Source organism: Streptomyces sp. NPDC005963 (assembly GCF_040638655.1).
Taxonomy (GTDB): Bacteria; Actinomycetota; Actinomycetes; order Streptomycetales; family Streptomycetaceae; genus Streptomyces.
The window spans coordinates 20,567-46,802 of sequence record NZ_JBEXVD010000040.1 but is presented as its reverse complement, the minus strand read 5'-3'; the positions used below and the strand labels follow the sequence as shown (position 1 = coordinate 46,802).

The 26,236-nt window shown below is 72.3% G+C and carries 20 protein-coding genes; 9 read left to right on the top strand and 11 right to left on the bottom strand.

Annotation, left to right across the window (positions count from 1 at the left end; all coding sequences use genetic code 11):
• Nucleotides 1–62: 62 nt before the first annotated feature.
• Nucleotides 63–497: a ferritin-like domain-containing protein gene (locus ABZ348_RS32830; RefSeq protein WP_358939342.1), complete on the bottom strand. Its 435-nt coding sequence runs from the start codon at nt 495–497 to the stop codon at nt 63–65.
• A complete protein-coding gene (locus ABZ348_RS32825; protein ID WP_358939340.1) occupies nt 494–1,003 on the bottom strand; it encodes a hypothetical protein in 510 nt (169 codons plus the stop codon). The genes ABZ348_RS32830 and ABZ348_RS32825 overlap by 4 nt, the downstream gene beginning before the upstream one ends.
• 160 nt (nt 1,004–1,163) lie before the next feature.
• On the opposite strand from ABZ348_RS32825, the gene rimP reads away from it, so the two are divergent.
• From rimP to ABZ348_RS32780, 9 genes are all read left to right on the top strand, one after another.
• Nucleotides 1,164–1,664, top strand: coding sequence for a ribosome maturation factor RimP (gene rimP / locus ABZ348_RS32820; protein WP_358939338.1), 501 nt, complete (start codon nt 1,164–1,166; stop codon nt 1,662–1,664).
• A gap of 2 nt (nt 1,665–1,666) precedes the next feature.
• Nucleotides 1,667–2,701 (top strand): transcription termination factor NusA, encoded by a 1,035-nt coding sequence (nusA, locus tag ABZ348_RS32815; protein ID WP_358939336.1) that lies wholly within the window; start codon nt 1,667–1,669, stop codon nt 2,699–2,701.
• Nucleotides 2,702–2,832: 131 nt separating this feature from the next.
• Nucleotides 2,833–3,129, top strand: a complete 297-nt coding sequence (locus tag ABZ348_RS32810; protein WP_358939334.1) for a YlxR family protein — start codon at nt 2,833–2,835, stop codon at nt 3,127–3,129.
• 152 nt (nt 3,130–3,281) lie between these two features.
• On the top strand, nt 3,282–6,398 hold the full coding sequence (gene infB / locus ABZ348_RS32805) for a translation initiation factor IF-2 (protein WP_358939332.1): 3,117 nt from the start codon (nt 3,282–3,284) through the stop codon (nt 6,396–6,398).
• 157 nt (nt 6,399–6,555) lie between these two features.
• On the top strand, nt 6,556–6,849 hold the full coding sequence (locus ABZ348_RS32800; RefSeq protein ID WP_358939331.1) for a DUF503 domain-containing protein: 294 nt from the start codon (nt 6,556–6,558) through the stop codon (nt 6,847–6,849).
• Between the two features lie 34 nt (nt 6,850–6,883).
• Nucleotides 6,884–7,327 (top strand): 30S ribosome-binding factor RbfA, encoded by a 444-nt coding sequence (gene rbfA / locus ABZ348_RS32795; protein ID WP_358939329.1) that lies wholly within the window; start codon nt 6,884–6,886, stop codon nt 7,325–7,327.
• The gene (gene truB, locus ABZ348_RS32790) at nt 7,324–8,220 is read left to right on the top strand and encodes a tRNA pseudouridine(55) synthase TruB (protein ID WP_358939327.1); all 897 of its coding nucleotides are present in this window, start codon (nt 7,324–7,326) and stop codon (nt 8,218–8,220) included. Before rbfA ends, truB begins: the two co-directional genes overlap by 4 nt.
• Nucleotides 8,221–8,405: 185 nt before the next feature.
• On the top strand, nt 8,406–12,056 hold the full coding sequence (locus ABZ348_RS32785) for a serine protease (protein ID WP_358939325.1): 3,651 nt from the start codon (nt 8,406–8,408) through the stop codon (nt 12,054–12,056).
• 80 nt (nt 12,057–12,136) lie between these two features.
• Nucleotides 12,137–13,084, top strand: coding sequence for a bifunctional riboflavin kinase/FAD synthetase (locus tag ABZ348_RS32780; RefSeq protein ID WP_358939323.1), 948 nt, complete (start codon nt 12,137–12,139; stop codon nt 13,082–13,084).
• A gap of 104 nt (nt 13,085–13,188) precedes the next feature.
• Here ABZ348_RS32780 and ABZ348_RS32775 read toward each other — a convergent pair whose 3' ends face one another.
• The 9 genes from ABZ348_RS32775 to eccE form a co-directional block, all read right to left on the bottom strand.
• Nucleotides 13,189–14,112, bottom strand: a complete 924-nt coding sequence (locus ABZ348_RS32775; protein WP_358939352.1) for a DMT family transporter — start codon at nt 14,110–14,112, stop codon at nt 13,189–13,191.
• Between the two features lie 166 nt (nt 14,113–14,278).
• A complete protein-coding gene (locus ABZ348_RS32770) occupies nt 14,279–15,229 on the bottom strand; it encodes an ABC transporter ATP-binding protein (RefSeq protein ID WP_358939321.1) in 951 nt (316 codons plus the stop codon).
• On the bottom strand, nt 15,226–16,233 hold the full coding sequence (locus ABZ348_RS32765; RefSeq protein ID WP_358939319.1) for an ABC transporter ATP-binding protein: 1,008 nt from the start codon (nt 16,231–16,233) through the stop codon (nt 15,226–15,228). Before ABZ348_RS32765 ends, ABZ348_RS32770 begins: the two co-directional genes overlap by 4 nt.
• Before the next feature lie 52 nt (nt 16,234–16,285).
• The gene (locus tag ABZ348_RS32760) at nt 16,286–17,173 is read right to left on the bottom strand and encodes an ABC transporter permease (protein WP_358939317.1); all 888 of its coding nucleotides are present in this window, start codon (nt 17,171–17,173) and stop codon (nt 16,286–16,288) included.
• Nucleotides 17,170–18,189, bottom strand: coding sequence for an ABC transporter permease (locus tag ABZ348_RS32755; protein WP_358939315.1), 1,020 nt, complete (start codon nt 18,187–18,189; stop codon nt 17,170–17,172). The genes ABZ348_RS32760 and ABZ348_RS32755 overlap by 4 nt, the downstream gene beginning before the upstream one ends.
• Nucleotides 18,190–18,285: 96 nt before the next feature.
• Nucleotides 18,286–20,088, bottom strand: coding sequence for an ABC transporter substrate-binding protein (locus ABZ348_RS32750; RefSeq protein ID WP_358939313.1), 1,803 nt, complete (start codon nt 20,086–20,088; stop codon nt 18,286–18,288).
• A 175-nt stretch (nt 20,089–20,263) separates the two neighbouring features.
• A complete protein-coding gene (locus ABZ348_RS32745) occupies nt 20,264–23,689 on the bottom strand; it encodes an SCO5717 family growth-regulating ATPase (RefSeq protein WP_358939311.1) in 3,426 nt (1,141 codons plus the stop codon).
• A 318-nt stretch (nt 23,690–24,007) separates the two neighbouring features.
• Entirely contained in the window at nt 24,008–24,727 is a 720-nt protein-coding gene (locus tag ABZ348_RS32740) for a hypothetical protein (RefSeq protein WP_358939310.1), read from the bottom strand.
• Complete coding sequence (gene eccE / locus ABZ348_RS32735; RefSeq protein WP_358939308.1) at nt 24,727–26,022, bottom strand: type VII secretion protein EccE; 1,296 nt, start codon at nt 26,020–26,022, stop codon at nt 24,727–24,729. The genes ABZ348_RS32740 and eccE overlap by 1 nt, the downstream gene beginning before the upstream one ends.
• Nucleotides 26,023–26,236 lie beyond the last annotated feature (214 nt).

Here is a 26,236-nt window from a genome sequence, read left to right as displayed (position 1 = left end):
CTCCACGCCCACCGTTGTCTCCGTGGCGCCTCCGCCATGGGGGACCGGCGGGGGACGACCCTTCACGGACGGGCCGCACGCTCGGCGAGCCCAGGAAAGGCTACGCCGGTGCCCCGCCAGCGCACCGACCGCACTGCCGCCTCCCGCAGCGCCACCGCCGCTTCCCGTCTGAGCTGGCCGTTCGCGGCCCGTACGAGATCGGAGTAGACACCGGCGACCCGGTCCTCCAGGTGCGTGGCGAGCCGTAGGGCGGCGGCCGGGTCGGGCACCGGGAAGGGCAGGGCGTAGCCGGGCGCGGCGGCGGCGGGGGTGCCGCCCAGGTCGCGCACGGTGCGGGCCAGCCCGTCGCGCCGGGCGCGATGGGCGTCGTGGGCCTGCACCGCATCGGCCCTGCGCGCATCGTCGATGCGGGCGCCGACGACCCCGTAGCCGTAGACGGCGGCGTGCTCCGCTGCCAGCGCGGCCTGGACCGCGTCGAGCAGGGCCCGCGTGCTCATGCGGCCTCCCCGTTCGGGGCCGGTGCGGTCAGCAGATAGGTGTGTGCCGCGCCGGCAGCGGCGACGGACGCCAACAACCTGGCCAACTCCGGCTCCGCGTCCACCAGCGCCGCGGCATGGGCGTCGGCGGTGTGCCGCTCGGCCGTGGCGAGGGCGCGGAGCGCGGCCGTGGCGTCCTCGGGGACCACCGGCGGGGGTGCCGTGCGCACGCTCCCGCCGAACGCCGTGACGTGCTCCGACACCGAGCCGCGCAGTGCCGTCAACCGCCCGGCCAACTGGGGGTGACGCGCCACGGTGGCGTCGTACTGGTCCCGCAGCGCCCCACTGGCCGCGGCCAACCGTTTCCGCAGGGTCGCATCGGCCTGCGCCCGACGCTGCGCCGCGCGCTCCGCACGGGCCCGTGCGCCGGCTCCGGAGCCGCCCCCGGAGCAGCCCGCCAGCGATCCCGCGGTGACCGTCGCCGTCACGACGAGGGCACGCCTGCGTGTCGTCCCCGTGCGCCCCACGCGTGTCTCCCTACTTCTCGGTGATCATCGCCGCAGGCGAGCGTACCTGTGGGTCCCCCGTACGTGGACAGCAACACCCTTCCGGACCGGATACCCTTTGATCTGACACGCAGACTTGCCACGCCCCCACAACAGCACACGCGGCCGAGGAGTCACCCGGATGAGCACCACCCAGAGCGAGAGGCTGCGCGGGCTGCTGGAGCCGCTCGTCAGCGCCGCGGACCTGGATCTGGAAGAGATCGAGGTGTCCCGCGCGGGGCGTCGCCGGGTACTGAGGATCATCGTGGACTCCGACGAAGGAGCCACGCTCGACGCCTGTGCCGAGTTGAGCCGTGCCGTCTCCGAGAAGCTCGACGAGAGCGACGCCATGGGCGAGGAGGAGTACGTACTCGAAGTCAGCTCGCCCGGCGCCGACCGCCCGCTGACCGAGCACCGCCACTACGTGCGCGCCGTCGGCCGGTTGGTCAGATTGCAGTTGCACGAGGGCGGCGAACTGGTGGCCCGGATCCTCACCGTGGACGACGAGGGGCTCGACCTCGAAGTGCCCGGCGTGAAGGGGCGCAAGCCCACCGCCCGGCGCACCGCCTTCGACGAGATCGCCAAGGCGCGCGTCGAGATCGAGTTCAACCGCAAGGACAAGAAGCAGGAAGAGGAGGCGTAGCCGTGGACATCGACGTAAAGCTCCTGAAGGGCCTGGCGCAGGAGAAGGAGATTCCCTTCGACCTCCTGGTCGAGGCGATCGAGTCGGCCCTCCTCATCGCGTACCACCGCACCGAGGGCAGCCGCAGGCACGCACGCGTGGTGCTGAGCCGCGAGACCGGGCACGTGACGGTGTGGGCCAAGGAGGACGCGGCCGATCTGGAGGAGGGTCAGGAGCCCAAGGAGTTCGACGACACCCCGTCGGACTTCGGCCGGATCGCCGCGACCACGGCCCGCCAGGTCATCCAGCAGCGGCTGCGCGACGCCGAGAACGACGTCACCTTCGGTGAGTACGCCCGCCGGGAGGGCGACATCGTCGCCGGCATGGTCCAGCAGGGCAAGGACCCGAAGAACGTCCTGGTGAAGCTGGACGACAAGCTGGAGGCGATCCTGCCGGTGCAGGAGCAGGTCCCGGGCGAGGAGTACACGCACGGGCTGCGGCTGCGCACCTATGTGGTGCGGGTGGCCAAGGGAGTGCGCGGCCCGTCCGTCACCCTCTCGCGCACCCATCCGAACCTGGTGAAGAAGCTCTTCGCGCTGGAGGTCCCGGAGATCGCGGACGGCAGCGTGGAGATCGCGGCGATCGCGCGGGAAGCCGGCCACCGCACCAAGATCGCGGTCCGCTCCACCCGCTCCGGGCTGAACGCCAAGGGCGCCTGCATCGGCCCCATGGGTGGCCGGGTGCGCAATGTGATGGCCGAGCTGCTCGGCGAGAAGATCGACATCGTCGACTGGTCGGACGACCCCGCGGAGATGGTGGCCAACGCGCTCTCCCCCGCCCGGGTCAGCAAGGTCGAGGTCGTCGACCTGGCCGCGCGTTCGGCCCGGGTGACGGTGCCGGACTACCAGCTGTCCCTGGCGATCGGCAAGGAGGGGCAGAACGCTCGTCTGGCCGCTCGGCTGACCGGCTGGCGCATCGACATCCGCCCGGACACCGAGCAGCCCGCCGACGGTGCCGATGCAGACGCCGGGACCGACCGGGCCGGCGGCCAGCGCTGACCTGCCCGCCCGGTGCTGAGCTGGGCGGTGGGCGACCTCCCATATGCTGCGGTGGTCACCCATATCAAGACAACGAACGTTCGATTCTTGCCCCAAAGGGGTGGGGTCGCAACGGGGAGGTAGACTTAAACGTGTCTGGCCGGACGTATGCCCGCCTACGCCCTGAACGCACCTGCGTGGGCTGCCGGGAACGAGCGGCCAAGACCGATCTGCTGCGCATCGTGGTGGTCGGAGGCGAATGCGTCCCCGATGATCGCGGTACGCTGCCCGGCCGGGGTGCATATGTACACCCCGCCATGGACTGTCTCGATCTGGCTGTACGACGCCGGGCGTTCCCCCGGGCCTTCAAGGCCAAGGGACCGCTCGACACGGCCGGAGTGCGTCGGCATCTGCACGACGCGCACGGGACGGCGCAGACAGCACCGTAATGAAGATGTACGGCACGGAATCCCGTGCGGTCAGGTACCTCGCGAGTCGGAAGTAGGTCGAGATTGCGATGAGCACCCCTCGATGAGTACGCGATGAGTACGCCCATGAAGTAGCGACGGTCCGGCGGTAACCCGGACCTAAAAGGAGCGAAGTGGCTAAGGTCCGGGTATACGAACTCGCCAAGGAGTTCGGCGTCGAGAGCAAGGTCGTCATGGCCAAGCTCCAAGAACTCGGTGAATTCGTCCGTTCGGCTTCCTCGACGATCGAGGCGCCGGTTGTACGCAAGTTGACTGACGCTTTGCAGGGACCCGGCGCCGCCGGCAAGTCCGCTGCCAAGCCCGGCGCGCCCCGCAAGGCAGCGCCTTCCCCCGCCCCCCGTCCGGGTGGCCCCACGCCCGGTGCGCCCTCCCCGGCCGCGCCGGCACGTCCCGCTGCTCCCAAGCCCGGCGCCCCGGCCCCCCGGCCGGCTGCCGCCGAAGCACCTTCGAGCAGCGCCCCCAGCACGCCGGCCCCGGCGGCTCCGGGCCCGCGCCCGGGTCCCAAGCCCGCGCCGGCCAAGCCCGCCCCGGTCAACCCGGTGCCCGCTGCGGAGTTCTCCGCTCCGGCCCAGCCCGCCGCACCGCAGACCCCGCGTCCCGCCACCCCCGGCCCGCGTCCGGCCCGTCCGGCCCCGGCCGGTGGCCAGCGTGACGGCGGTCAGCGTGACGGCGGCCAGGGTCGCGGTGGCGACCGTGGTGGACGTCCCGCAGGCCAGGGCGCCCCGCGCCCCGGCGGCAGCCGTCCGGCCGGTCCCCGTCCGGGCAACAATCCCTTCACCTCCGGTGGCTCCACCGGCATGGCGCGTCCGCAGACCCCTCGTCCCGGTGGCGCACCCCGCCCCGGCGGCCAGGGTGCTCCCGGCGCCCCGCGCCCGCAGGGCGGCCCCGGTGGCGCACCCCGTCCCCAGGGTCAGGGCGGCGCCCGCCCGTCCCCGGGTGGGATGCCCCGTCCGCAGGCCCCCCGTCCCGGTGGCGGTCCCGCAGGTAACCGCCCGAACCCGGGCATGATGCCGCAGCGTCCGGCTGCCGGTCCCCGCCCCGGCGGCGGCCCCGGTGGCGGTGGCCGCGGTCCCGGTGCCGGTGGCGGTCGTCCCGGTGGCGCTGGTGCCGGTCGTCCCGGCGGTGGCGGTGGCGGCGGTTTCGCCGGTCGTCCCGGTGGCGGTGGCGGTGGCGGTCGTCCCGGTGGCGGCGGTGGCGGTTTCGCCGGTCGTCCCGGTGGCGGTGGCCCCGGTGGTGGCGGCGGCTTCGGCGGCGGTCGTCCCGGTTTCGCCGGTCGTCCCGGTGGCCCCGGTGGCCGTGGCGGCACACAGGGCGCGTTCGGTCGCCCCGGCGGTCCGGCTCGTCGTGGACGCAAGTCGAAGCGGCAGAGGCGCCAGGAGTACGAGGCCATGCAGGCCCCGTCGGTCGGCGGCGTGATGCTGCCCCGCGGCAACGGCGAGACCATTCGTCTGTCGCGCGGTGCGTCCCTCACCGACTTCGCCGAGAAGATCAACGCCAACCCGGCGTCGCTCGTCGCGGTGATGATGAACCTCGGCGAGATGGTCACCGCGACCCAGTCCGTCTCCGACGACACGCTCGTCATGCTGGCCCAGGAGATGAACTACCAGGTCCAGATCGTCAGCCCGGAGGAGGAGGACCGCGAGCTCCTGGAGTCCTTCGACATCGAGTTCGGCGAGGACGAGGGTGGCGAGGAGCAGCTCGTCTCCCGTCCGCCGGTCGTGACCGTCATGGGTCACGTCGACCACGGAAAGACCCGACTGCTCGACGCGATCCGCAAGACGAACGTCGTCGCGGGCGAGGCCGGTGGCATCACCCAGCACATCGGTGCCTACCAGGTCGCGACCGAGGTCAACGGCGAGGACCGTCGGATCACCTTCATCGACACCCCCGGTCACGAGGCGTTCACCGCCATGCGTGCCCGTGGTGCCAAGTCGACCGACATCGCGATCCTCGTGGTGGCGGCCAACGACGGCGTCATGCCCCAGACGATCGAAGCGTTGAACCACGCCAAGGCGGCCGACGTGCCGATCGTGGTCGCGGTCAACAAGATCGACGTCGAGGGCGCCGACCCGACGAAGGTGCGCGGACAGCTCACCGAGTTCGGTCTGGTGGCCGAGGAGTACGGCGGCGACACCATGTTCGTCGACATCTCCGCCAAGCAGGGCCTGAACATCGACTCCCTGCTGGAGGCCGTGGTCCTGACCGCGGACGCCTCGCTCGACCTGCGCGCCAACCCGGAGCAGGACGCACAGGGCATCGCGATCGAAGCCCACCTCGACCGCGGCCGTGGTGCCGTGGCGACCGTCCTGGTCCAGCGAGGCACGCTGCGCGTCGGCGACACGATGGTCGCGGGCGACGCCTACGGCCGAGTGCGCGCCATGCTCGACGACAAGGGCGAGAACGTGGAAGAGGCGGGTCCCTCGACCCCGGTCCTCGTCCTCGGTCTCACCAACGTCCCGGGCGCCGGCGACAACTTCCTGGTGGTCGACGAGGACCGTACGGCCCGTCAGATCGCCGAGAAGCGCGCTGCACGCGAGCGCAACGCGGCCTTCGCCAAGCGCACCCGCAGGGTCTCCCTGGAGGACCTGGACAAGGTGCTCAAGGCCGGCCTCGTGCAGGACCTCAACATCATCATCAAGGGTGACGCCTCCGGTTCGGTCGAAGCCCTTGAGTCCTCGCTGCTCCAGCTCGACGTGGGCGAGGAGGTCGACATCCGCGTGCTGCACCGTGGCGTGGGTGCGGTCACCGAGTCCGACATCGACCTGGCGATGGGCTCCGACGCCATCGTCATCGGCTTCAACGTCCGTGCGGCCGGTCGCGCCGCGCAGATGGCGGAGCGCGAGGGCGTCGACGTCCGCTACTACTCGGTGATCTACCAGGCCATCGAGGAGATCGAGGCGGCCCTGAAGGGCATGCTGAAGCCGGAGTACGAAGAGGTCGAGCTCGGTACGGCGGAGATCCGCGAGGTCTTCCGCTCCTCCAAGCTGGGCAACATCGCGGGTGTTCTCATCCGCTCCGGCGAGGTCAAGCGGAACACCAAGGCCCGTCTCATCCGCGATGGCAAGGTCATCGCGGAGAGCCTCAACATCGAGGGCCTGCGCCGCTTCAAGGACGACGTCACCGAGATTCGGGAAGGCTTCGAGGGCGGTATCAACCTCGGAAACTTCAACGACATCAAGATCGACGACGTCATCGCGACGTACGAGATGCGCGAGAAGCCGCGCGGCTGATCGCACACGGCGCGGCCGGGGCCGATCGGCGGGGAAAACCCGTCGATCGGCCCCGGCTGCCGCATGTACGGTTCTGGTGTTCCCACCCTCGGCATTCGACCCGGTGGGCGCACCTCCATCGCACATGAACCCGAACCGGCGGGACATCCGGACATACATGTATGTGGGGACGCTGTCCTTCGATCTGCTCCTTGGCGACGTACGGTCGTTGAAGGAGAAGCGCTCCGTGATCCGTCCGATAGTCGCCGAGATACAACGCAAGTTCTCGGTGAGCGTGGCGGAGACCGGGGACCAGGACCTCTACCGCAGGGCCGAGATCGGCCTGGCGGTGGTGTCAGGGGACACGGCGCACCTCACAGCAGTGCTGGACCGGTGTGAGCGGTTTGTCGCGGGCCGGCCGGAGGTGGAGCTGCTCTCCGTTCGACGCAGGCTCCACAGCGACGAAGACTGATGGCAAGGCAAGCAGGTAAGAAGGAGAAGGACCAGTGGCCGACAACGCGCGGGCGAAGAAACTGGCGGACCTCATCCGGGAAGTGGTCGCTGAGAAGCTACAGCGCGGTGTCAAGGACCCGCGGCTCGGCACCCATGTGACCATCACCGACACTCGGGTCACCGGAGATCTGCGGGAGGCTACGGTCTTCTACACGGTCTACGGCGACGACGAGGACCGGGCGAGCGCCGCAGCAGGGCTCCAGAGCGCCAAGGGTGTGCTGCGCAGCGCCGTCGGGGCCGCGGCGGGAACCAAGTTCACGCCCACCCTGACGTTCGTTGCGGACGCCCTCCCGGAGAACGCCAAGACGATCGAAGACCTCCTCGACAAGGCGCGCGCCTCGGACGAGAAGGTGCGCGAGGCGTCGTCGGGCGCGACCTACGCGGGCGAAGCGGACCCGTACCGCAAGCCGGAGGACGAGGACGACACCTCCGCATGACACAGCAGAACACCCCCGACGGCCTGGTCATCGTCGACAAGCCGTCGGGCTTCACCTCCCACGACGTCGTCGCCAAGATGCGCGGCATCGCCCGGACCCGCCGTGTCGGACACGCCGGGACGCTCGACCCCATGGCGACCGGAGTCCTGGTCCTCGGCGTCGAGCGGGCCACCAAGCTCCTCGGGCACCTCGCGCTGACCGAGAAGGAGTACCTGGGCACCATCCGCCTGGGGCAGACGACGGTCACGGACGACGCCGAGGGTGAGCTCACCGCCTCGGTGGACGCCTCGGCGGTCACGCGCGAGTCCATCGACACGGGTGTGGCAGCCCTCACCGGTGCCATCATGCAGGTGCCCTCCAAGGTCAGCGCCATCAAGATCGACGGCAAGCGCTCCTACGCCCGGGTCCGCGGCGGCGAGGACTTCGAGATCCCGGCCCGCCCGGTCACGGTCTCGTCGTTCCGTGTGTACGACGTGCGAGGCGCCGTCGCCGAAGACGGCACCCCGGTCGTGGACCTGGTCGTCTCGGTCGTCTGCTCCTCCGGCACCTACATCCGTGCGCTGGCCCGTGACCTCGGCGCCGGACTCGGGGTCGGAGGCCATCTGACCGCACTGCGACGCACCCGGGTGGGCCCGTACGGTCTGGATGCGGCCAGGACGCTCGACCAACTCCAGGAGGAGCTGACCGTGATGCCCATCGCCGATGCGGCTGCCGCGGCCTTCGCCCGCTGGGAGGTCGACGAGCGGCGGGCCAAGCTGGTGGCCCACGGCGTACGACTGGACATGCCCCCGTACGACACGTCGCCCGTCGCGGTCTTCGGGCCGCAGGGGCGCTTCCTCGCGCTGGTGGAGGAGCAGAAGGGCAAGGCCAAGAGCCTGGCCGTGTTCGGCTGACCGATCGCCGCACAGGCCCGTCGTGGAGCGGAACGTTCGCTGCACGGCGGGCCTCCGCACGTGCGGGCCTCCCCGGCCGTGCTCACCCGGACGGCCAGGCGCTCGGGGCACGGCGGGCGCACGCGGGGGGCGCGTTCGCACCGCGTCCTTCACCCGCGCGTCCCCGCCGACCTACCGTCGAGGTCATGGGACGCGGTGACCCGGCCACGCTGGTACGCATCTGCGATCTCGCGGGACGGCACCGCGGGACCGGATTCGTCGCCGACCACCTCGGCACCGTCGTCACCGGCCATGAGTGCGTCGACGGGCTCTCGCGGGTCGTCGTGCACGGCCCCGGTGAGCGGGTCTGCCTCGCCGAAGCCGATGCGATCACCTCGATCCCGGCGGCGGGTATCGCCCTCGTCCGCACGGAGGACCTCGCGGTGCCGCCGCTGCCGATCGGGGTGCGCCGACCGCTCCCACCGCACTGCCGGTTGAGGCTCTGGGCCCGCGGTTGGCGGAGCGCGCGGCTCCTCGGGCGGACCGCGGCCGTCTACACCGCGACCGACCGGTTCCACCCCATCGACGACGTCCTCGCGCTCGCCGTCGCCCCCGGGTCCGGTGACGCCCTCGCGCTCGGCGGCACCGCGGCCGGCGGCCCGCTGATCGATGCGACGACGGGTGCGGTCGTCGGCCTCGTCGGAACCGCCCTCCACGGCGAACGTGCGGCGTCCGCGTACGCCCTGCCGCTGCCTCCCGTCGACCTTCCTGCGGGCTCTCCGCTCGGGGCGCTCATCGAGCGCAATGCCACGACCGTGCCCTGCCACGGCGCGGATCTGAACCTCGCGGCCGTCCTTGAACTCACCGCGCTGTCCGCCCGCGGGCCGAGGTGCCCCGACGCCTGGCCCGAGCCCTTGCCGCGGCCCCCTGTACAGAGGGAACTCGATGCCGTCACCCGGGGAGTGTGCGCCCTCGTGGGCCCTCCCGGGTCGGGCCGTACGACCGAACTGATGGCTTGGGCCACCCGGCGCGCACAGGGCCCCGGGCCGGCTCCCACGGTGTGGCTCCGTGGGGCGGACCTCTGGCCGGACGACCGCTGTCTGACCGACGCCGTCGCCCGGGCCCTGCACGGAGCCGTCGGAGCCTGTGCAGCCCTTGGTGGCCCCGGCCGTCGGTGCGGCGCCGGGCCCGACCCTCACCCGACGACCGTCACCCCGGAGAGGATCGCCGCCCTCGCCCGCGGCGCCGACCGCCCCCTCCTGGTGCTCCTCGACGGGCCCGAGGAGATGCCGCCCCTGCTGGCCGGGCGACTTCCGCAGTGGACCGCGGCCACGGCGCGCTGGCTGGACGCCCACGGGGTGTCGCTGGTCGTCGGCTGCCGGCCCGAGCATTGGGAACGGGCCGGTGCCCTCTATCCCCGGCACCTGCTGCACCACCCCGAGCGGCCCGCCTTCGCCCTACCGCCTGCCATTCCCCTCCACCCGCTCACGTCCGCTGAGGCCGACCGGACGGCCCGCCACTACGGACTGCCCGCGGAACCCCTCGCACCGGGCGAGGAACTCCGTCCGCTCGCCCTGCGCCTACTGGCCGAGGTGCGGCGGGCGCTCCCCGGCGGGGCGCCCGGTCGGCCCACGCGCACCGAGGTCTTCCGCGCGCACCTCGATCTCCAGTGCGCCCGGGTCGCGGTGCGGATCGCCGCGTTCGACCGGCAACCCCCGCGCGGGCTGGCGGTCCGGCGGCTCGCCGCCCGGGTGTTGGGCCGGATCCACGAGGCGGCTCGGCGGTGCCTCGGCCCCGGCCAGGGCGAGCTGGAGCGGGAGTCCTTCGACGAGCTCTTCCCCTGGCGCACCGGATGGGCCCCCGCGATCCTCTCGGAAGGGCTCCTGGTCCCCACCGGCGCCGGCTACCGCTTCGCCCACGAAGAGGTAGCCGACTGGCTCCAAGGGCTCCACCTCGATCTCGACGCGGCGCTGCACGCCCTCGTGCACCACGGGCGCACCGCGCTGTTCGCCCTGCCCGCGCACCCCGGACCGCCGGGGGTGGCCGGACACGTCCCCCCGCCCCCCGGCGCCCGGCAGGGCCCGCCCGCGGCCGCCCTGCCCGTACCGCACCATCGCATCGGGCCGGTGGTGCAGGCACTGCTCCAGCGGGAGCGCCGGTGCGGGCCGGTGGCGCTCGCCGAACGCCTCGCGGACATGATCGAAGCAGTGGACCGACTGGACCGTGCCACGCCACCGCGCCCGCCCGGCCAGGCCGATCCCGCAGGTCGGGCGTCGGGCGGCTCCGCATGGGCACCGGGCGCCCACCACGGCACCGATCGCGGCGAGCGGGCCGCAGAGGCCCGCTGGTGGGGCGTACACCTCCTCACCGGGACCCTGCTCGCCGTCCCCGACCCCGGCGCCCACCTCACCCTGCTGCGGGCGCTGGCCGACCACATCGCCGCACGCTCCCGCCGGCCGCCCGGCACCGGTGCGTTCGCCGCCTTCGACCCCCGGTTCTGGTGCGGACTGAGGCTGTCCGAGGCGGACCGGCTCGATCTGCTGCGACGGTTGGTTCCCGCCGATCCACCGGCACGCGACGGCCTGCCCCCCTTCCTCGCAGCGGTCGCCGCCCGGCTGACCGCCGATCCGCTGACCGTCCAGCCCCTGCTGTGCCGCTGGTTCACCGATCGGACCCCGCTGGCGACCCACACCCCCACGGCGCCGGGCCCGACCGTGGCCCAAACCGCGCGGGCCCTGCTGTACGCCCATCGCGACCTCGCCCCGGACGATCTGACGGAAGCCCTGGTGGCGAGCGACCATCCCCGTGCGCGGGAACTCCTCGCCGCGCTCGCCGAGGCGGAGCCCTCCGCGCTGTGCCGGGCAGTGGACCGCTGGGCGCACGACGCACGGCCCGGGAGACGACGGGCGGCGGCGGTCCACGCCCCGGTCGTGGCGGCGCACGCAAGCAGCGGCGCCGATGGCGAACTGCTGCGGTACGCGGCGTCCGCCCTCCTGGCGCACCCCGCCGACGCGGAACTGCGGGGGCCTGCGCTCGCCGTGCTCGTCCGCGACCCGCGCACCCGCTCCCATCACCTCGACCGGGCCCTCGACTGCTGGTCGGCCGGTGCTCCCGGACTGCCCGCAGCCGCCTTCGTCCCCGCCCTGGCCACCCACCCCGACCGGGTCTTCCCCGTCCTGGGAGCACGGCTACGGGCGGACGGCGCCGGCGCGGGCGAGGTCGTACGCGCGCTGGCCCGGCTCCAGGACCACGGGCCGGCCCGCCGGGCAGCACAGCTGGTGGCCGAGTACATCCGGTGCCACCCCGCGGGCGCGCAGGACGCCGCCGCCTTCGTCGAACACCGGCTGACCCAGGGACCGGCCGCCAGGGTCCTGCTGCTTCCCCTGGTCAGCGAGGCGGTCCAGGACGGTCCCGGGGAGTTCAGACAGGAGCTCGCCTCCGTGCTCGCCGCACCGGGAGAGCCCGGGGCTGACCCGCTGCGGATCGAACTGCTGGAGGCGCTGCTCCGGCAGCAGGGCGAACGGTCGCCCGAGCCCGCGGTGCTCGACGCCCTCCTGCGCGCAGCCGCCCGTACGGCCACCGTCCGCACGATGGCCCGCACCCGTGATCTCATCCACCGCACCGGCACCCTCTACGCCCGCACTCCGCACGGTTTCGCCCGCTGGGACGGCATCGTGGTCGAGTTGGCCAGGGAACGCCCGGAATTCGCGTGGTTGATCGCAGGCTGCCTGGCCAGGGACCCCAGGGAGTGGACCGGGGTGCTCGGCCCGGGCGCTCGCCGAGCGGTCGGGAACCTCGGTGGCGCGATGCCGATGCCAACCGTACGGCGTGGGCATGGCAGTCTTAGACCTGCGTAATCGGCAATCGGCTGTCGGAAAATCGACACACCGGCAGATCGGTACATCTGTTGAACGGGTTCGGGCGAGGAGCGAGCACAGTGCAGCGCTGGCGTGGCTTGGAGGACATTCCCGAGGACTGGGGGCGCAGTGTCGTCACCATCGGCTCCTATGACGGGGTGCACGGCGGCCACCAGGTGATCATCGGTCGGACCGTGGAGCGGGCGCGTGAACTCTCCCTGCCCTCGGTCGTCGTGACCTTCGATCCCCACCCGAGTGAGGTCGTGCGCCCGGGCAGCCATCCGCCGCTGCTCTCACCGCACCACCGACGGGCCGAGCTGATGGCCGAACTGGGGGTGGACGCGGTGCTGATCCTGCCGTTCACCGCGGAGTTCTCCCAGCTCTCGCCGGCCGACTTCATCGTGAAGGTCCTGGTCGACAAGTTGCACGCCCGACTGGTCGTCGAGGGCCCCAACTTCCGCTTCGGCCACAAGGCTGCGGGCAACGTCACCTTCCTCGCGGAACTCGGCGCCACCTACGACTACGACGTCGAGGTCATCGACCTCTTCGTCACGGGCGATGCGGGCGGCGGCGAACCGTTCTCCTCCACGCTCACCCGTCGGCTGCTCTCCGAGGGCGACATCGAGGGCGCGAACGAGATCCTGGGCCGCCCCCACCGCGTCGAGGGCGTGGTGGTGCGCGGGGCGCAGCGCGGCCGGGAGTTGGGATTCCCCACCGCCAATCTGGAGACCCTGCCCCATACGGCGATCCCGGCCGACGGGGTGTACGCGGGCTGGCTGACCGCGAACGGCGAGCGGATGCCCGCCGCGATCTCGGTGGGCACCAATCCGCAGTTCAACGGTACGCAGCGGACCGTCGAGGCGTACGCCATCGACCGGGTGGGGCTCGACCTCTACGGTCTCCACGTCGCCGTGGACTTCCTGGCGTACCTCCGGGGGATGCAGAAGTTCGACACCGTGGATGATCTGCTGGTGCAGATGACCGCCGACGTCAAGAAGTGCCGTGAGCTGATCTCGGCCGCCTCCTGAGCGCTGCTCGCCCCAACACGCCACGGGTGTGCCCCGGCTGGAACCGGCAGGGGGCGCACCCGCGTGCCGTGAACCGATCGCCCGAGCGGATCGGCGCGAATCGATCAGCCCTCGCGGTCCGCGGCCCGGCGGCCCCACATCGTGCCGCCGAGCACCAGCGCCGCTCCCACCAGTCCGAGTACCCCCAGGTGCTCACCGCCGATCATGATGCCGACCGCAGCGGCCCACAGTGGTTCGGTGCCCAGCAGCAGGCTGACCCGGGACGGGGACGTACGTCGTACGGCCCATATCTGGACGAAGAACGCGAACAGGGTGCAGAACACGGCGAGGAACAGCAGCCCCGCCCACTCCCGGGGGCCGAATCCGACCGCCACCGCCCAGGGGGACGCACCCGTGCCGGGCAGCGCGGCCAACACCGCGAACACGGCCACCGCACTGCCCAACTGGACAGTGGTGAGCGACAGGGAGTCCGCGCTCCGGACGGCCTCGACCCGGGCCATGGCCAACACATGGACCGTCCGGGCCACCGCGGCCAGCAGCATCAGCAGATCGCCCACGGACGGCGTGGTGAACCCGCTGCCCTGGGTCAGCAGCACCACTCCGGCGACCGACAGTCCCGCCGCGCCGACGAAGGCCCGTGACGGACGGGTCCGGGTGACCGCCGCTTCGGCGAGCGGGGTGAAGATCATGGTGAGGCTGATGATGAGTCCGGCATTGGTGGCGGAGGTGTGGACGACCCCGTAGGTCTCCAGCAGGAAGATGCCGCTGAGGATGGCCCCGAGGCCGCCCGCTCCCCGCCACTGGGCCGCCGTCAGGGCCCTCAACCTGCGGTGTCCGGCGACGATCAGGACCGGCAGCACCACCGCGAAGCGGAGCACCAGTACGGCGATGACGGTGTGGGTGGTGGTGATGCCCTTGGCCGCCAGATAGCTGGCGCCCCACACGACGGCCACCAGCAGTACGGGCAGATCGGTCAGCCAGGCGCGCCGCGGGGCGAGCGCCGACGAGGGCAGGGCGAACGAGGACAACGGGGTCTCCAACGGGTGCACGGGCAGGTGGAGACGACGGCGGCTCGCACGTGGGGCGATCACCGTACCGGCAGGAAACGTGTAGGGGCCAGAGGTCTGCTGGGGAACGCCTCTCGCCGTGGTCGGGAGCACTCTCCCCGTGGAGTGCGGGGTGGGCGGGCGGATGTCACACCCAGTGGCAGGCGGCCCCCGGGCCCGTCAGGATCGGCAGCGCCCGGCTCCGACAGTGAGCTGCGCGCCCGGCGGGGTCCGCGGCCAGGAGGGGACACCGTTCGTGGAAGCGGCAGCCTTCCGCCACCCTCGTCGGGTCCGGCGGTTCGCCGCCGAGGACCACCGCGGGCGACTTCGCCTCCGGCAGTACCGACAACAGCGCCTGGGTGTACGGGTGCCGGGGCGCCGTGAGCACCTCCTCGACCGTGCCGTACTCCACGATCCGTCCCAGGTACATCACCGCGACCCGGTCGGCGATGTTCCACGCCAACCCCAGATCGTGCGTCACCACCAGGGCGGACAGGCCCAGTTCGTCGCGCAGCCGCAGGAGCAGCGCCAGGATCTCCCCGCGTACCGAGGCGTCGAGCGAGGCCACCGGTTCGTCGGCGACGATCAGTTCGGGCTCCAGGGCCAGTGCGCCCGCGATCACGACCCGCTGTCGCTGACCGCCGGAGAGCTCATGGGGGCGCCGCAGCAGGAAGCGTTCGGGCGGACGCAGACCCGCCGATGACAGCGCCCGGCAGACCGCCTCCCGTTCGTCCCCTTCGTACCGGTGGATCCGCAGCCCCTCGGACACCGCGTCGTACACCGTGTGCCGAGGGTTGAGCGATCCACTGGGGTCCTGGAGGACCAACTGGACCCGGCGCCGGAAGGACTTCAGCCCGCGGGGAGTGGTGGGGAGCGGAGCACCGGCGAAGCCGATCCGGCCGGCCCCCACGGGCACCAGACCCAGCAGGGCCCGGGCCAGGGTGCTCTTGCCGCAGCCCGACTCACCGACGAGGGCGACGATCTCGCCGGCCGCCACCGTGAGGTCCACGCCGTCCACGGCCCGTACGTCGGGCCCGCCGCGGCGACCGGGGAACCGGACGTGCAGCCCCTCCGCGGTCAGCAGGGGCTCGGGGCTCATGGGGTGCTCCCTGAAGGTCGACCCTGCGGTTCGTCCGCACGCAGACAGGCGACCCGGTGTTCGTCGTCCCCGGTCAGCGACTGGTCCTGATGGGTGCACGGCTCCAGTGCGCGGGCGCAGCGGGGGTGGAAGGCACAGCCGGTGGGGAGTGCGGCGGGGTCGGGGGGATCGCCGGGCAGCCCGCGGGGCGCCAGGCGCGACGCGGGGTCGCCGACCCGGGGGAACGCGGCCGAGAGCGCCTGGCCGTAGGGGTGGCGCGCGGCGTCGAACACGGCCCGTGCCGGCCCCTCCTCGACCACCCGCCCCGCGTACATCACGGCGAGTCGATCGCAGACGTCCGCGAGGACCGCGAGATCGTGACTGATCATCACCAGTCCGATGTTCCGTTCGGTCACCAGCGCTTGGACGAGTCGCAGGATCTGGGCCTGGATCATCACATCGAGCGCGGTGGTCGGTTCGTCGGCGACGATCAGCGAGGGATCGCACGCCAGCGCCATCGCGATCATCACCCGTTGGCGCTGGCCGCCGGAGAGTTCGTGCGGATAGGCGTCCGCGCGGGCCGTGGGCAGTCCGACCTGCCGCAGCAGTTCCCCCGCCAGGGTCCGGGCCGCCGCCGGTGTGGCCCTACGGTGGACGAGCAGCGGTTCGGCGATCTGCTCGCCGATCCGCCGTACCGCGTTCAGGGAGTGCATCGCCCCCTGGAAGACGATCGAGGCCCCGGCCCAGCGCACCGCCCGCAGCCGGCCCCAGCGCATGGTGAGTACGTCCTCGCCGTCGAGCAGGATCCGCCCGTCCAAGCGGGCGGATGCGGGCAGCAGACGCAGCAGGGCGAGGGCGAGCGTGGACTTCCCGCAGCCCGACTCCCCGGCGATGCCCACCTTCTGTCCTGCGCTGACCGTCAGGTCCACGCCCCGTACGGCGGGTACCGCCATGGGCCCCGAACCGTAGGTGACCGTGAGGTCCCGCACCTCCAGCAGGTTCACCGCAACCGCCCCCCGGTCCATGGCAGCCGCCCTCCGGTCCGGTGCACCGCCGGTGGGTTCATCGCTGGTGGGTTCATCGCGCCGCCCCCAGTCGGGGGTTGAGCACCGATTCCACGGCCCGTCCGCACACGGTGAACGCCACGGCCACCGAGGCGATCGCGATCCCGGGCGGCGCCAGGTACCACCAGTGCCCCGACGAGACCGCCCCCGCCTCCCGGGCGTCCTGGAGCATCCCGCCCCAGGAGACCACCGAAGGGTCACCGAGGCCCAGGAAGGCGAGGGTCGCCTCGGTGAGGATGGCCGTGGAGATGCCGAGCGTCGTTTGCGCCAACACCAGGGGCATCACCTGCGGGAGCACATGGCGGGTCATGATGTGCCGGTGGCCGCCGCCGAGCGCGGTGGCGCGCTCGATGTAGGGACGGGACTCGACCGCGACCGTCTGCGCCCGCACCAGCCGTGCCGTGGTCGGCCAACTGGTCACCGCGATCGCGAGGATCACCGTCCACAGGCCCCGGGACAACACCGTCGCCAGCACGATCGCCAGCACCAGCGCCGGCATCACCAGAAACCAGTCGGTGATCCGCATCAGGGCGGTGGCGAACCAGCCCCCGTAGTGTCCGGCGACGACCCCGACCAGGGTGCCGATCGCCACGGACAGCGCCGCGGCGAGCAGCCCCACCGCCAGCGACACCCGGGCGCCCCACACCAACAGCCCGAGGAGGGAGCGGCCGAACTGGTCGGTACCCAGCCAGTAGGCGCCACTGGGTGCCTCCATGGGCCCGCCGGGTGCGTCGGCGACGCTCCGCACATCCCCGGACGCCAGCAGCGGGGCGGCTGCGGCGACCGCACCGATCACCAGCAGGACCGAGAGACCCCACAGCCCCGCGCGCTGTTCGCGATAACCCCGCCAGAAGCGGGCGAGCGAGCCGCGGCGACGGGCCCACACCAGGGCGGACGTCATCGGCGCACCCGGGGGTCGAGGAAGGGGCAGGCCAGGTCGGCCAGCAGGTTCATCAGGATCATCACTCCGGCGAAGACGATGAACAGCCCCTGCACCAGGGGGAGATCGGGCACGCTGAGCGCCTGGTAGAACAGGCCCCCGAGGCCGGGCCAGGAGAACACCGTCTCCACCAGGATCGAACCGGCCACCACATGGCCGAGGTTGATGAAGACCATGGTCACCGTGGGCAGGAGCGCATGGGGTACGGCATGGCGTCGACGCACGGAGGCATCGCGCAGGCCCTTCGCCCGTGCGGTCGTCAGATAGTCGCTCCCCAACTCGTCCAGCAACGACGCCCGCACCACCAGCAGCGTCTGCGCATAGCCGACGGCGACCAACGTGCACACCGGGAGCACCATGTGGTGCGCCACGTCCACGACATGGGCGAAGCCCTGCGTGCCGCCCGACTCCATGCCGCCGGTGGGGAAGAGCCCGGGGACGGGGCCCGCGCCGACCGCGAGGGTGACGATCAGCAGCAGACCCAGCCAGAAGGACGGTACGGACCACAGGGTCAGCGCCACCCCGGTCGTGAGCCGGTCCATCCGCCCGCCGTGCCGCCATGCGCAGTGGGTGCCGAGCCAGAGGCCGAGGGCCGAGTAGAGCAGTACGGCGGTCCCGGTCAGCAGGACGGTCGCGGGGAGCTTCTCGGCGATCAGCTCGCCTACCGGGGCGTGGAACTGGTACGAGATGCCGAGGTCGCCGCCGAGGGCCGCTCCGCAGTAGTCGGTGAACTGCCGCCACAGCGGTCGGTCGAGCCCGAGTTGGGCGCGTAGGGTCGCCAGTTGTTCGGCAGAGGTGGGCATTCCATGCGTCATTGCCTTCACCGGATCGCCGGGGATGATCCGGAACAGGAAGAACCCGGTGACCAGCACGGCGACCAGGGAGACGACGGCCCCGGCCACCTTGCCGACCCCGTAGCGGAGATAGCCGGCGAGGGGACTTCCGGCCCGTTCCTCGGCGTACGCGACCGACGTCACGGGCGGGGCTCCCTTCCGGGGACGCGACGGAGTGCGGTGCCCGCTGCCTGACCACTCGCGGCTCGAAGCCCGGGTGCGCTCGGGTTCCGCGGGGCGCTACGCACGGTCGTCCGCCGTCGCCCGCCGCCGTCGGACGACCAGGCCGGCGACCAGCAGCGCCACGGCCAGGGCCGCCGCCATGCCGGACAGGACGGACGCCGCGGACGGCCCGACCGCGATCCGGGCGGCCGTACCGACCGTCGGCTTCGCCGACCACCAGCTCCAGTAGCCGTCCTGCCCCCAGATGTTGCCCCCGTCCTCGGGCATGGTCGTGATCGAGGCGATCTGGTCGGTGCGGTACGCCTCGACCGCGTTCGGATAGGCGAGGATGTGCAGATAGCCGGTGTCGTAGAGCCGGGATTGCATCCGCTTGACGAGGTCGGCCCGGCGGACCGTGTCGTACTCGGCCGACTGCTGCCGGTACAGCGCGTCGAACTGCCGGTCGCAGATGAAGTTGTCCGTCGAACCGGTGCCCCGGGGAGTCGCGGGCAGGGCGCCGCAGGTGTGGATCGACAGGACGAAGTCCGGGTCGGGGCTGACCGACCAGCCGTCGAACGCGAGGTCGTAGTCGCCGCGCAGCCAGGGGTCGGAGACATTGTCCCGGCAGTCGAGCCGCACCTCGATGCCGAGCCTGCCCCACCACTCCCGTAGATATCGGCCGACGGCCTTGTCGTTGGGGTCGATGGCGTGGCAGAGCAGCCGGAACCGCAGCGGTCTGCCGTCCTTGCCGAGCCGCTGCCTCCCCTTCAGCCGGTAGCCCGCGCGGTCGAGCAGGGCTGCCGATGCGGCCGGTGCGAAGTCCATCCGCTGTCCTGGGGACGGCTGCCAGAAGTAGGAGCGGAACCGGGGCGGGATGTATCCGGCACCCTCCACGGCATGGCCCCGGAAGACCTTCTCGACGATGGTCCGCCGGTCGGTGGCGTGGATGAGGGCCTTGCGGACGGCGGGGTCGAGGAGGGCCCGGTGTCCGTTGCCGAATCGTCGACCGTCGAGCGAGCGTGCGCCCGGGTTGGTGGCCAGGGCGAAGAAGCGGCGGCCGGGCGCGTCGTTCACCGTGATGCCCGTCTCGCGTTTGAGCGCCGACGCCTGCGCGGGGGTCAGGCCGTGGACGAAGGACACCTCGCCCTTGCGCAGGGCGGCGACGGCCGCGTCCCCGTCCTTGTAGTACGTGAAGACCAACTCGTCGAAGTGCGGCGCACCCCGCCAGAACGACCTGTTCGGTGTGAGCCTGATGAACCGGTCCACCCGGAAGTCGGTCAGGACGAAGGGACCGTTGCCCACCACCGGATACGTCCGGTCGTTGTTGAACGACGAGAAGTCGCGCACCCGGGACCAGATGTGCCGGGGCACGATCGGAACGTCGAGCGCGACCATGGTGGCCTGCGGTTTGCGCAGTTCGATGACGAGCGTGTGCGGATCGGGGGCGGTGACCTTGCGGAAGTTCGCCGTGTAGCTCCCGTGGGCGGTGGCCGCCTCCGGGTTCTCCATCATCGTGGTGAACGTCCAGGCCGCATCCGCCGCGGTGACGGGCCGGCCGTCCGACCAGTGCACCCCGCGGCGGATCGCGTACGTCCAGACGAGTTTGGACGGTGAAGCGGTCCAGGAGGTGGCGAGCCCCGGCACGGCCCGACCGTCCTTGACGTCGTAGTTCGTGAGGTTCTCGTAGATCAGCCGGTGCACGGTGGTCGCGACCATGCGTTGGGCCAGGAACGGGCTCAGGGAGTCCACGCTCTGGGAGACGGCGACCGTCAACACCCTGGGCGCGGAGCTTGCCGCCCGGCCCGGTGGGACGAGCACGGCCAGCAGGACGATCGTGGTGCCCAGGGCGAGCCACAGCCGTCTGCGCGCCTCAGTGGCCATCGTGACCTCGCGTCATCACGCACGGGGAGTTGATGGCCGGTTGGGGTCGGCCCATCGTTGAGGCGACGTCTATCAGGGGTGGTTCGGCAGGTCAACGACCCGCCGGGCGCGTGTGGGCGGTCCGGACGAGGCGAAGGCCCGTACCGCTCGGCGGTACGGGCCCTGCTGGTCGGGCCTACTGCGGCGGGCCCTGGGGCGGTTGCGGCGGCTGCCGGGGCGGCCAGTTCTCGGCCACCGGGGGAGCGCCCGCATCCGGCGACCCGGAATCATCCGACTGGCCCCCTCGGGCGGGGGGCTGCGGCGCTCCCGGCTGTGAGAAGGCCGGCGGCGGAGCCTGCCCAGGGGCCCCGTAGAAGGCTTGGCCCGGGGCCTGGTGGGGCGCCGCGGGCTGTCCGGGCACCTGGTACTGCGCCTGCTGCTGCCAGCCCGCTTGCGGATATGGCTGCTGTCCGCCCCCGTACGGCGCACCGCCTTGGGGCTGGGGGTGCTGCGGCGCGTAGGGCTGTTGCCCCTGCTGCTGCGGTACGGGAGCTCCCGGCTGCCCGGGCATCGGCGGGGCCATCGTCGGCGGCGGGTTGCCGTTCGACGCGGTCCACAACCCCTGCTGCTGCTGGGCGCGCACGAAGTCCTCGGCGATCAGTGCCGAGAGGTTGAAGTACGCCTCGCGGGTCTTGGGCCGCATCATGTCCAGATCGACTTCGGCGCCCGCCGCGAGGTGTTCGTCGAACGGCACCACGACCACGCCCCGGCAGCGGGTCTGGAAGTGCTGCACGATGTCCTCGACCTTGATCATCTTCCCGGTTTCCCGCACCCCGGAGATGACGGTGACCGAACGCTGCACCAGATCCGCGTACCCATGGGCGGACAGCCAGTCGAGCGTCGTCGAAGCACTGCTGGCGCCGTCGACCGAGGGCGTCGAGATGATGATCAGCTGGTCCGCGAGGTCGAGCACCCCGCGCATCGCGCTGTAGAGCAGCCCGGTGCCCGAGTCCGTGAGGATGATCGGGTACTGACGGCCCAACACCTCGATGGCCCGACGGTAGTCCTCGTCGTTGAAGGTCGTCGACACCGCGGGGTCCACGTCATTGGCGATGATCTCCAGTCCGGACGGCGCCTGCGAGGTGAACCGGCGGATGTCCATGTACGAGTGGAGGTACGGGATCGCCTGCACCAGGTCCCGGATGGTCGCTCCGGTCTCCCGGCGCACCCGACGGCCGAGCGTGCCCGCGTCCGGGTTGGCGTCGATGGCCAGGATCTTGTCCTGCCGTTCGGTGGCCAGCGTCGAGCCCAGCGCGGTGGTCGTCGTGGTCTTGCCGACGCCGCCCTTGAGGCTGATCACCGCGATGCGGTAGCAGGACAGCACCGGTGTGCGGATGAGTTCGAGCTTGCGCTGCCGCTCGGCCTCCTCCTTCTTGCCGCCCAGCTTGAACCGGGAGGCGCCGGAAGGCGTGCGACTCGACTTGGGCTTCTGCCGGTTGTTGCGCAGCAGCCGGTCCGAGGACAGCTCGACGGCCGCCGTGTAACCGAGCGGAGCACCCGGAACCGAACGTTCCCGCTGGTCGTGGGTGACCGGCGTCGGCCAGGCTGCCCCGGCCCGCGGATCGACCGGCGGCACGGTCGGCTGCGGCGGACCGGCCTGGGGCTGGACCTGCTGGTACGGGGGCGGGTTCTGCTGGCCCTGCGCGGCGGGCGGCTCCTGGGGCCCGGGACGCTGCGGTGGCAGCGGCCCGGCGGTCGGCTGGTGACCCTGCGGATAGCCGTAGCCGGGAGGAGGCCCCTGCGGCACCTGTGCCTGCGGGTGGTGCACCGGTGCCTGCGCCTGCGGCTCGGGCGGCCGGGGCGGCTGCGGGAAGCCGTAGCCGGGCGGGTTCTGCTGGGCGTACGGCTGCTGCGGTGGCTGCTGGTCCGTGGACTGCTGGTACGGGGGCTGCTGGTACGGGGGCTGGTGCTGTTGTTGCGGCGCGAAGGGCTGGGGGTGCTGTGGAGCCTGGGGACCCTGGTGCGCCTCGGGAACGCCTGCTTGCACCTGCGCGGGCGGGACCTCGTGCCCGGGGTGCGCCGGGTGGGCGGCCCGGGGCAGCGGGGCCACCGGCGGGTCCTGCTGGGGATATCCGTACCCGCCCGGCTGGCCCGGCGTCCCGGGCTGCGGGAAGCCGTATCCGGGCGGCGGCCCGGTCGGTGTGGGGCCGGGCAGCGGCGGTACCGCGGATTGCTCGGAACTCTGGGGGGAGACCGGCCACTGCGGCGCCGAAGCGGGCGCGGCAGGCTGGAAGGCGGGAGGCAGCGGCGGCAGGGCCGCGTCCGGGGTCTGGTCGCCGGGTGCCCATGCCTGCGCGGGAGACGGAAGGGCGGGATTCGGAAGGGCGGGATTCGGAAGGGCGGGGACGCCACCACGCGGAACGGGGGCCGCGTCCCGGGAGTCGGGAACGGAGTCCCGGGACGCGGGGATCGCGTCCTGGGGAGCCGGACGACCGGGATCGGCGGGGTCGTCCCCATCTCTGGAGTTCGCGGAGTTCGCAGAGTTGCCCGGGGAGTCGGCGGGTGCGGGGGAGTCCGGGGACTCATCCCCTGCCGGAGCGGTGGCATCCACCACCGGTGGCCGCTCGTTCTCCCGGTCGCTCTGATCGCCGCGGGGACCGCCGGTCGCCGGGGAGACCTGCTCGCGGTCCTCGGTGGGAGCCGGTACGGACGCGGGCTCGACGGCCGCACTCGCGTCGACGGCGCTCGGCGGCCCGGCCACCGACGCCCCGTTCGCGGGGCCACCAGGGGTCGGGGCGGAATCGGCCGTGTCGGACCGCTCCGCACCGGGCTCCGCGCTTCTCGCCCCCTCGGACGCGGCGTCCCGCTCCGCGATCTCACGCCCCGGCACGACGGGGGAGAAGCGCATGGTTGCTCCGCTCTCCACATCTCCGCCGCCGAGCGGTTCGGACGCCGGTGCGACGGGAGTGCCCGCGGGCTGCACAGGGGAGTCGGGCGCCGCATCGGGGGCGGAAGCGGTGTGGTGCGTCGTCCCCGTGTGTCCGGTGGCCGGCGCCGGGGGCGCCCAGGCGTCCGGTGCCGAAGCGGGATTCCCCACGGGTTCGACCACCGGGACCGGCGCCACAGCCGGTTCGGGAGCCACGACCTGCGCCGGAACGGGAGCCACGACCTGCGCAGGTTCGGGAGCCGGGGGCGCGATCCGCGTCGGGTCCACAACGGGCGGCAGGACGGGGGCCCGTACGGCGTCCACGTCCTCGGTCGACGGCCGTGCGGGCGAAGGGGCCGTCGGCAGCGGTGGAACCGCGGCGCCCGAAGGCGGCTGTGCGGGTTGCGGGTGCGGTGCCAACGGAGGGCCGGGCGGCGGTGCCACCGGCGAAGGCGCCTGCGTCCAACTCGGCTCGAACCCACTGCCCGTGGGCAGCCCCGGGACCGGCGCTCCCGCCGGCGGCGGCGGCGACGTCTGAGCCGCCCCGGAGGCCGTGGAGTCACCCGACGCGTTCTGCGTGTACCAGGCCGGCGGGGTGTAGTCGATGGTGAACTCACCCGTCATCTCGGCGGGCTCCGCGTCGGACTCGTCGGCGGGAGTCCAACCCCCGCGGATTTCGTCCCGATCGCTGTTCACTGTGCCTCCTGGTGTGGTCGAGCACCCTGGTGCCGTCGTGGGTGGGGGCGACCGCTGTTTCCCGATCGGCCCGGCTCTCCCTGTGGAACACCGCCGGTGTCCCCTCAGGTTCTACGGCGCGCACCCCCGCAGGGTCCCGCACCGCTCCCCCCACCACCCTAATCGCCCATCGGGGCGGACCGGCAGGGCCGACCGTCCGTCGGCTACCGTCCCGTACGCCACGGGCGGCCCCCACGTGGCCCATGCCCACCAGCCGTTGAACAAAACACCCGGAAAATCGCCCGACAAAACAGTGCAAGACCTAGCGTATGCGCCCGGTCAGTCCATCCTGCGGGCGCTGCCCAACAATCCGGTCTCGGCGTCCGTGGCCTGGGTCATGACGAACTGTCGATCACGTGCCGTACACCAGAGCGTCACACCGTCCGCCAGAGTCGACAACGCCTCCGTCTCCGCCGACGGCAGATGCATGATCCGACCGATCTGGGCGGCCTCGTCGGGGGACACCCGTTGGACGCCCACCACCCCGGACTTCTCCATCAACCGCGGCGCCACCGGGCTCAGATACGGCAGCAGGGTCACCACCGACTGCCAGGGCCCGGACACCACGCGACCGCGTGGCGGACGCATCCCGCAGTCGCGGACCACCACCACCGGACTGCCGGCGGACGGCCCCTGCGGCGGCACCCGTCCCACGTCATGGAGCGAGATGCACTGCTGACCGCCGCCCGCCGCCTGCGCCAACGCGGTCCAGGCCGGGGCCCGTCCGGTCTCGACCGTCACCCGGGCCCCCGTCGCCGCCGCCCGCAGCGCGAGCACCTGCGCCGTCCACAGGCCGCCGATCAGCGTGACGTCGTACGGGGTGGGGCGGTTGATGCCGAGCACGGTGGGCCGGCCCTCGGCGTCCACGCCGATCACCATCCCGTCGTCCCCCACCGGCACGGAGAGCGCGGCCAACTGGTCCAACGGCACCTCGTGCCGATCGCGGCGCGGACCGATCAGTCCGAATCCGGTACGGAGTCTGGTGGCGGGTGACGGCATCAGCGGGCTCCCCCGAGCGGCAGTGTGGCGAGCATTCCGGGCAACTGCTCCCGGTCGAGCCGCACCAGTCCGGTGCGTACTCCCCGAGCAGCGCGCTCCAGTTCATGGCGGGCGGTGACCAGTTCCTCATCGCTGCGACCCGTGATGCGGACGTGGCCGGTCACGGTCACCCCCTGCCGGTCGCCCCGCCCCAGGGTGAGGCTGAAGGTGGTGGCGAGTGCCGGAATGGAGGTCAGAAGTGCGATGAGTTGCGGCATGGAGGCCCCGCCGCCACCCAGTTGCGGCCAGCGCCCCATCCAGTAGGTCGTGTGGCGGCGGTCGTCGACGCGCCAGGTGCGGGAGGTCTCCTGGGTGCGTCGCGTGGGCGCGTCGGCCCGTCCCGCCTGGGCGATCGCGAGCGGGCTTGCGCAGGAGGAGGTCGCGACGGCGGCGATGAGCTCCGGCTCGGTCAGCACGGTCGCGGTGAATCCGGCGCCCGCAAGCCTGCTCGCCAACTGGTCGGCGGTGCGCACCAGACACTTCTGCGCGCCCTCCAGTCCACCACCGCGGGCGGCGACCGCCTCGGGGCACAGCTCGGGGTCCAGCTTGAGCGCGATCCACGTGATCCGCAGCGCGGGTGAACCCGTCTGCGCCTGGAGCGGCGCGTAGTTGCGGGCGGCGACCGACTGCTGCGGCAGGTGCGGGGCGGGCGCGGGTTGGGTGTGCTGGACGATCTGCGCCGACTCCAGTCGGATGCCGTCCACTTCGAGCACGTCCCGGACGAGGGAGACGGGCAGGGGACGCGCGGTCCGTTCCGGGCGCAGTGCGGTCGGGCCGGACTCGACCTGGAGGAGCGCGGTCACGAAGGTGCCGTCCCCGATCATCCCGACCGGGCGCCGGTCGCGGTCACTGAAGGTGTACGTCCGCAGGGCGGGGTCGCACTCGACGGCGGGGGCCAGACCCGGCTCGGTGTCCGGGGGCAGCACCAGGGATGCGGCCTTGCGGGTCCGCGCACGCAGCGCGAAGACGGTGGCGAGCCACTCCGGCAGGGAACGCCGGTGTCTGCGCAGGAGGGCGAGGAGGACCAGGACCGCCGCGACCACCGCCGCCGGAACCAGGAGCAGGGTGTCGATGACCCAGGCCACCAGCAACAGGGCGGCGGAGATCTCGATCAGTACGAGTTGTTGCAGTCGGAACGAGCCGAAGTGTCCGGGTCGTCCCTTGAGTCGGGGGGCGACCGCTCCTTGGGAGGGCGTCGCGGGTTGGTTGGGGGATTGCCCCCGTGCAGCGCGCCGCGCACGCGTAGCGGAAGCCATTAATCCGTCCCCCAGTTCATAAAACCCCAAACCGTCCCGATCGCCCCCGATGGCCCTTTCCCATAAGGGGATTCACGGGCCGGAACACCCTACCCGGCCCACGCGAGCCATCGGATAACAGGCATAGTAGGGGGCCGGTCCGGTATTCAGGACCCGAGGTCGAACGCACCAGACGACCTCCACGGGGAAATAGCGCCTTCTTCATCAATGGGGA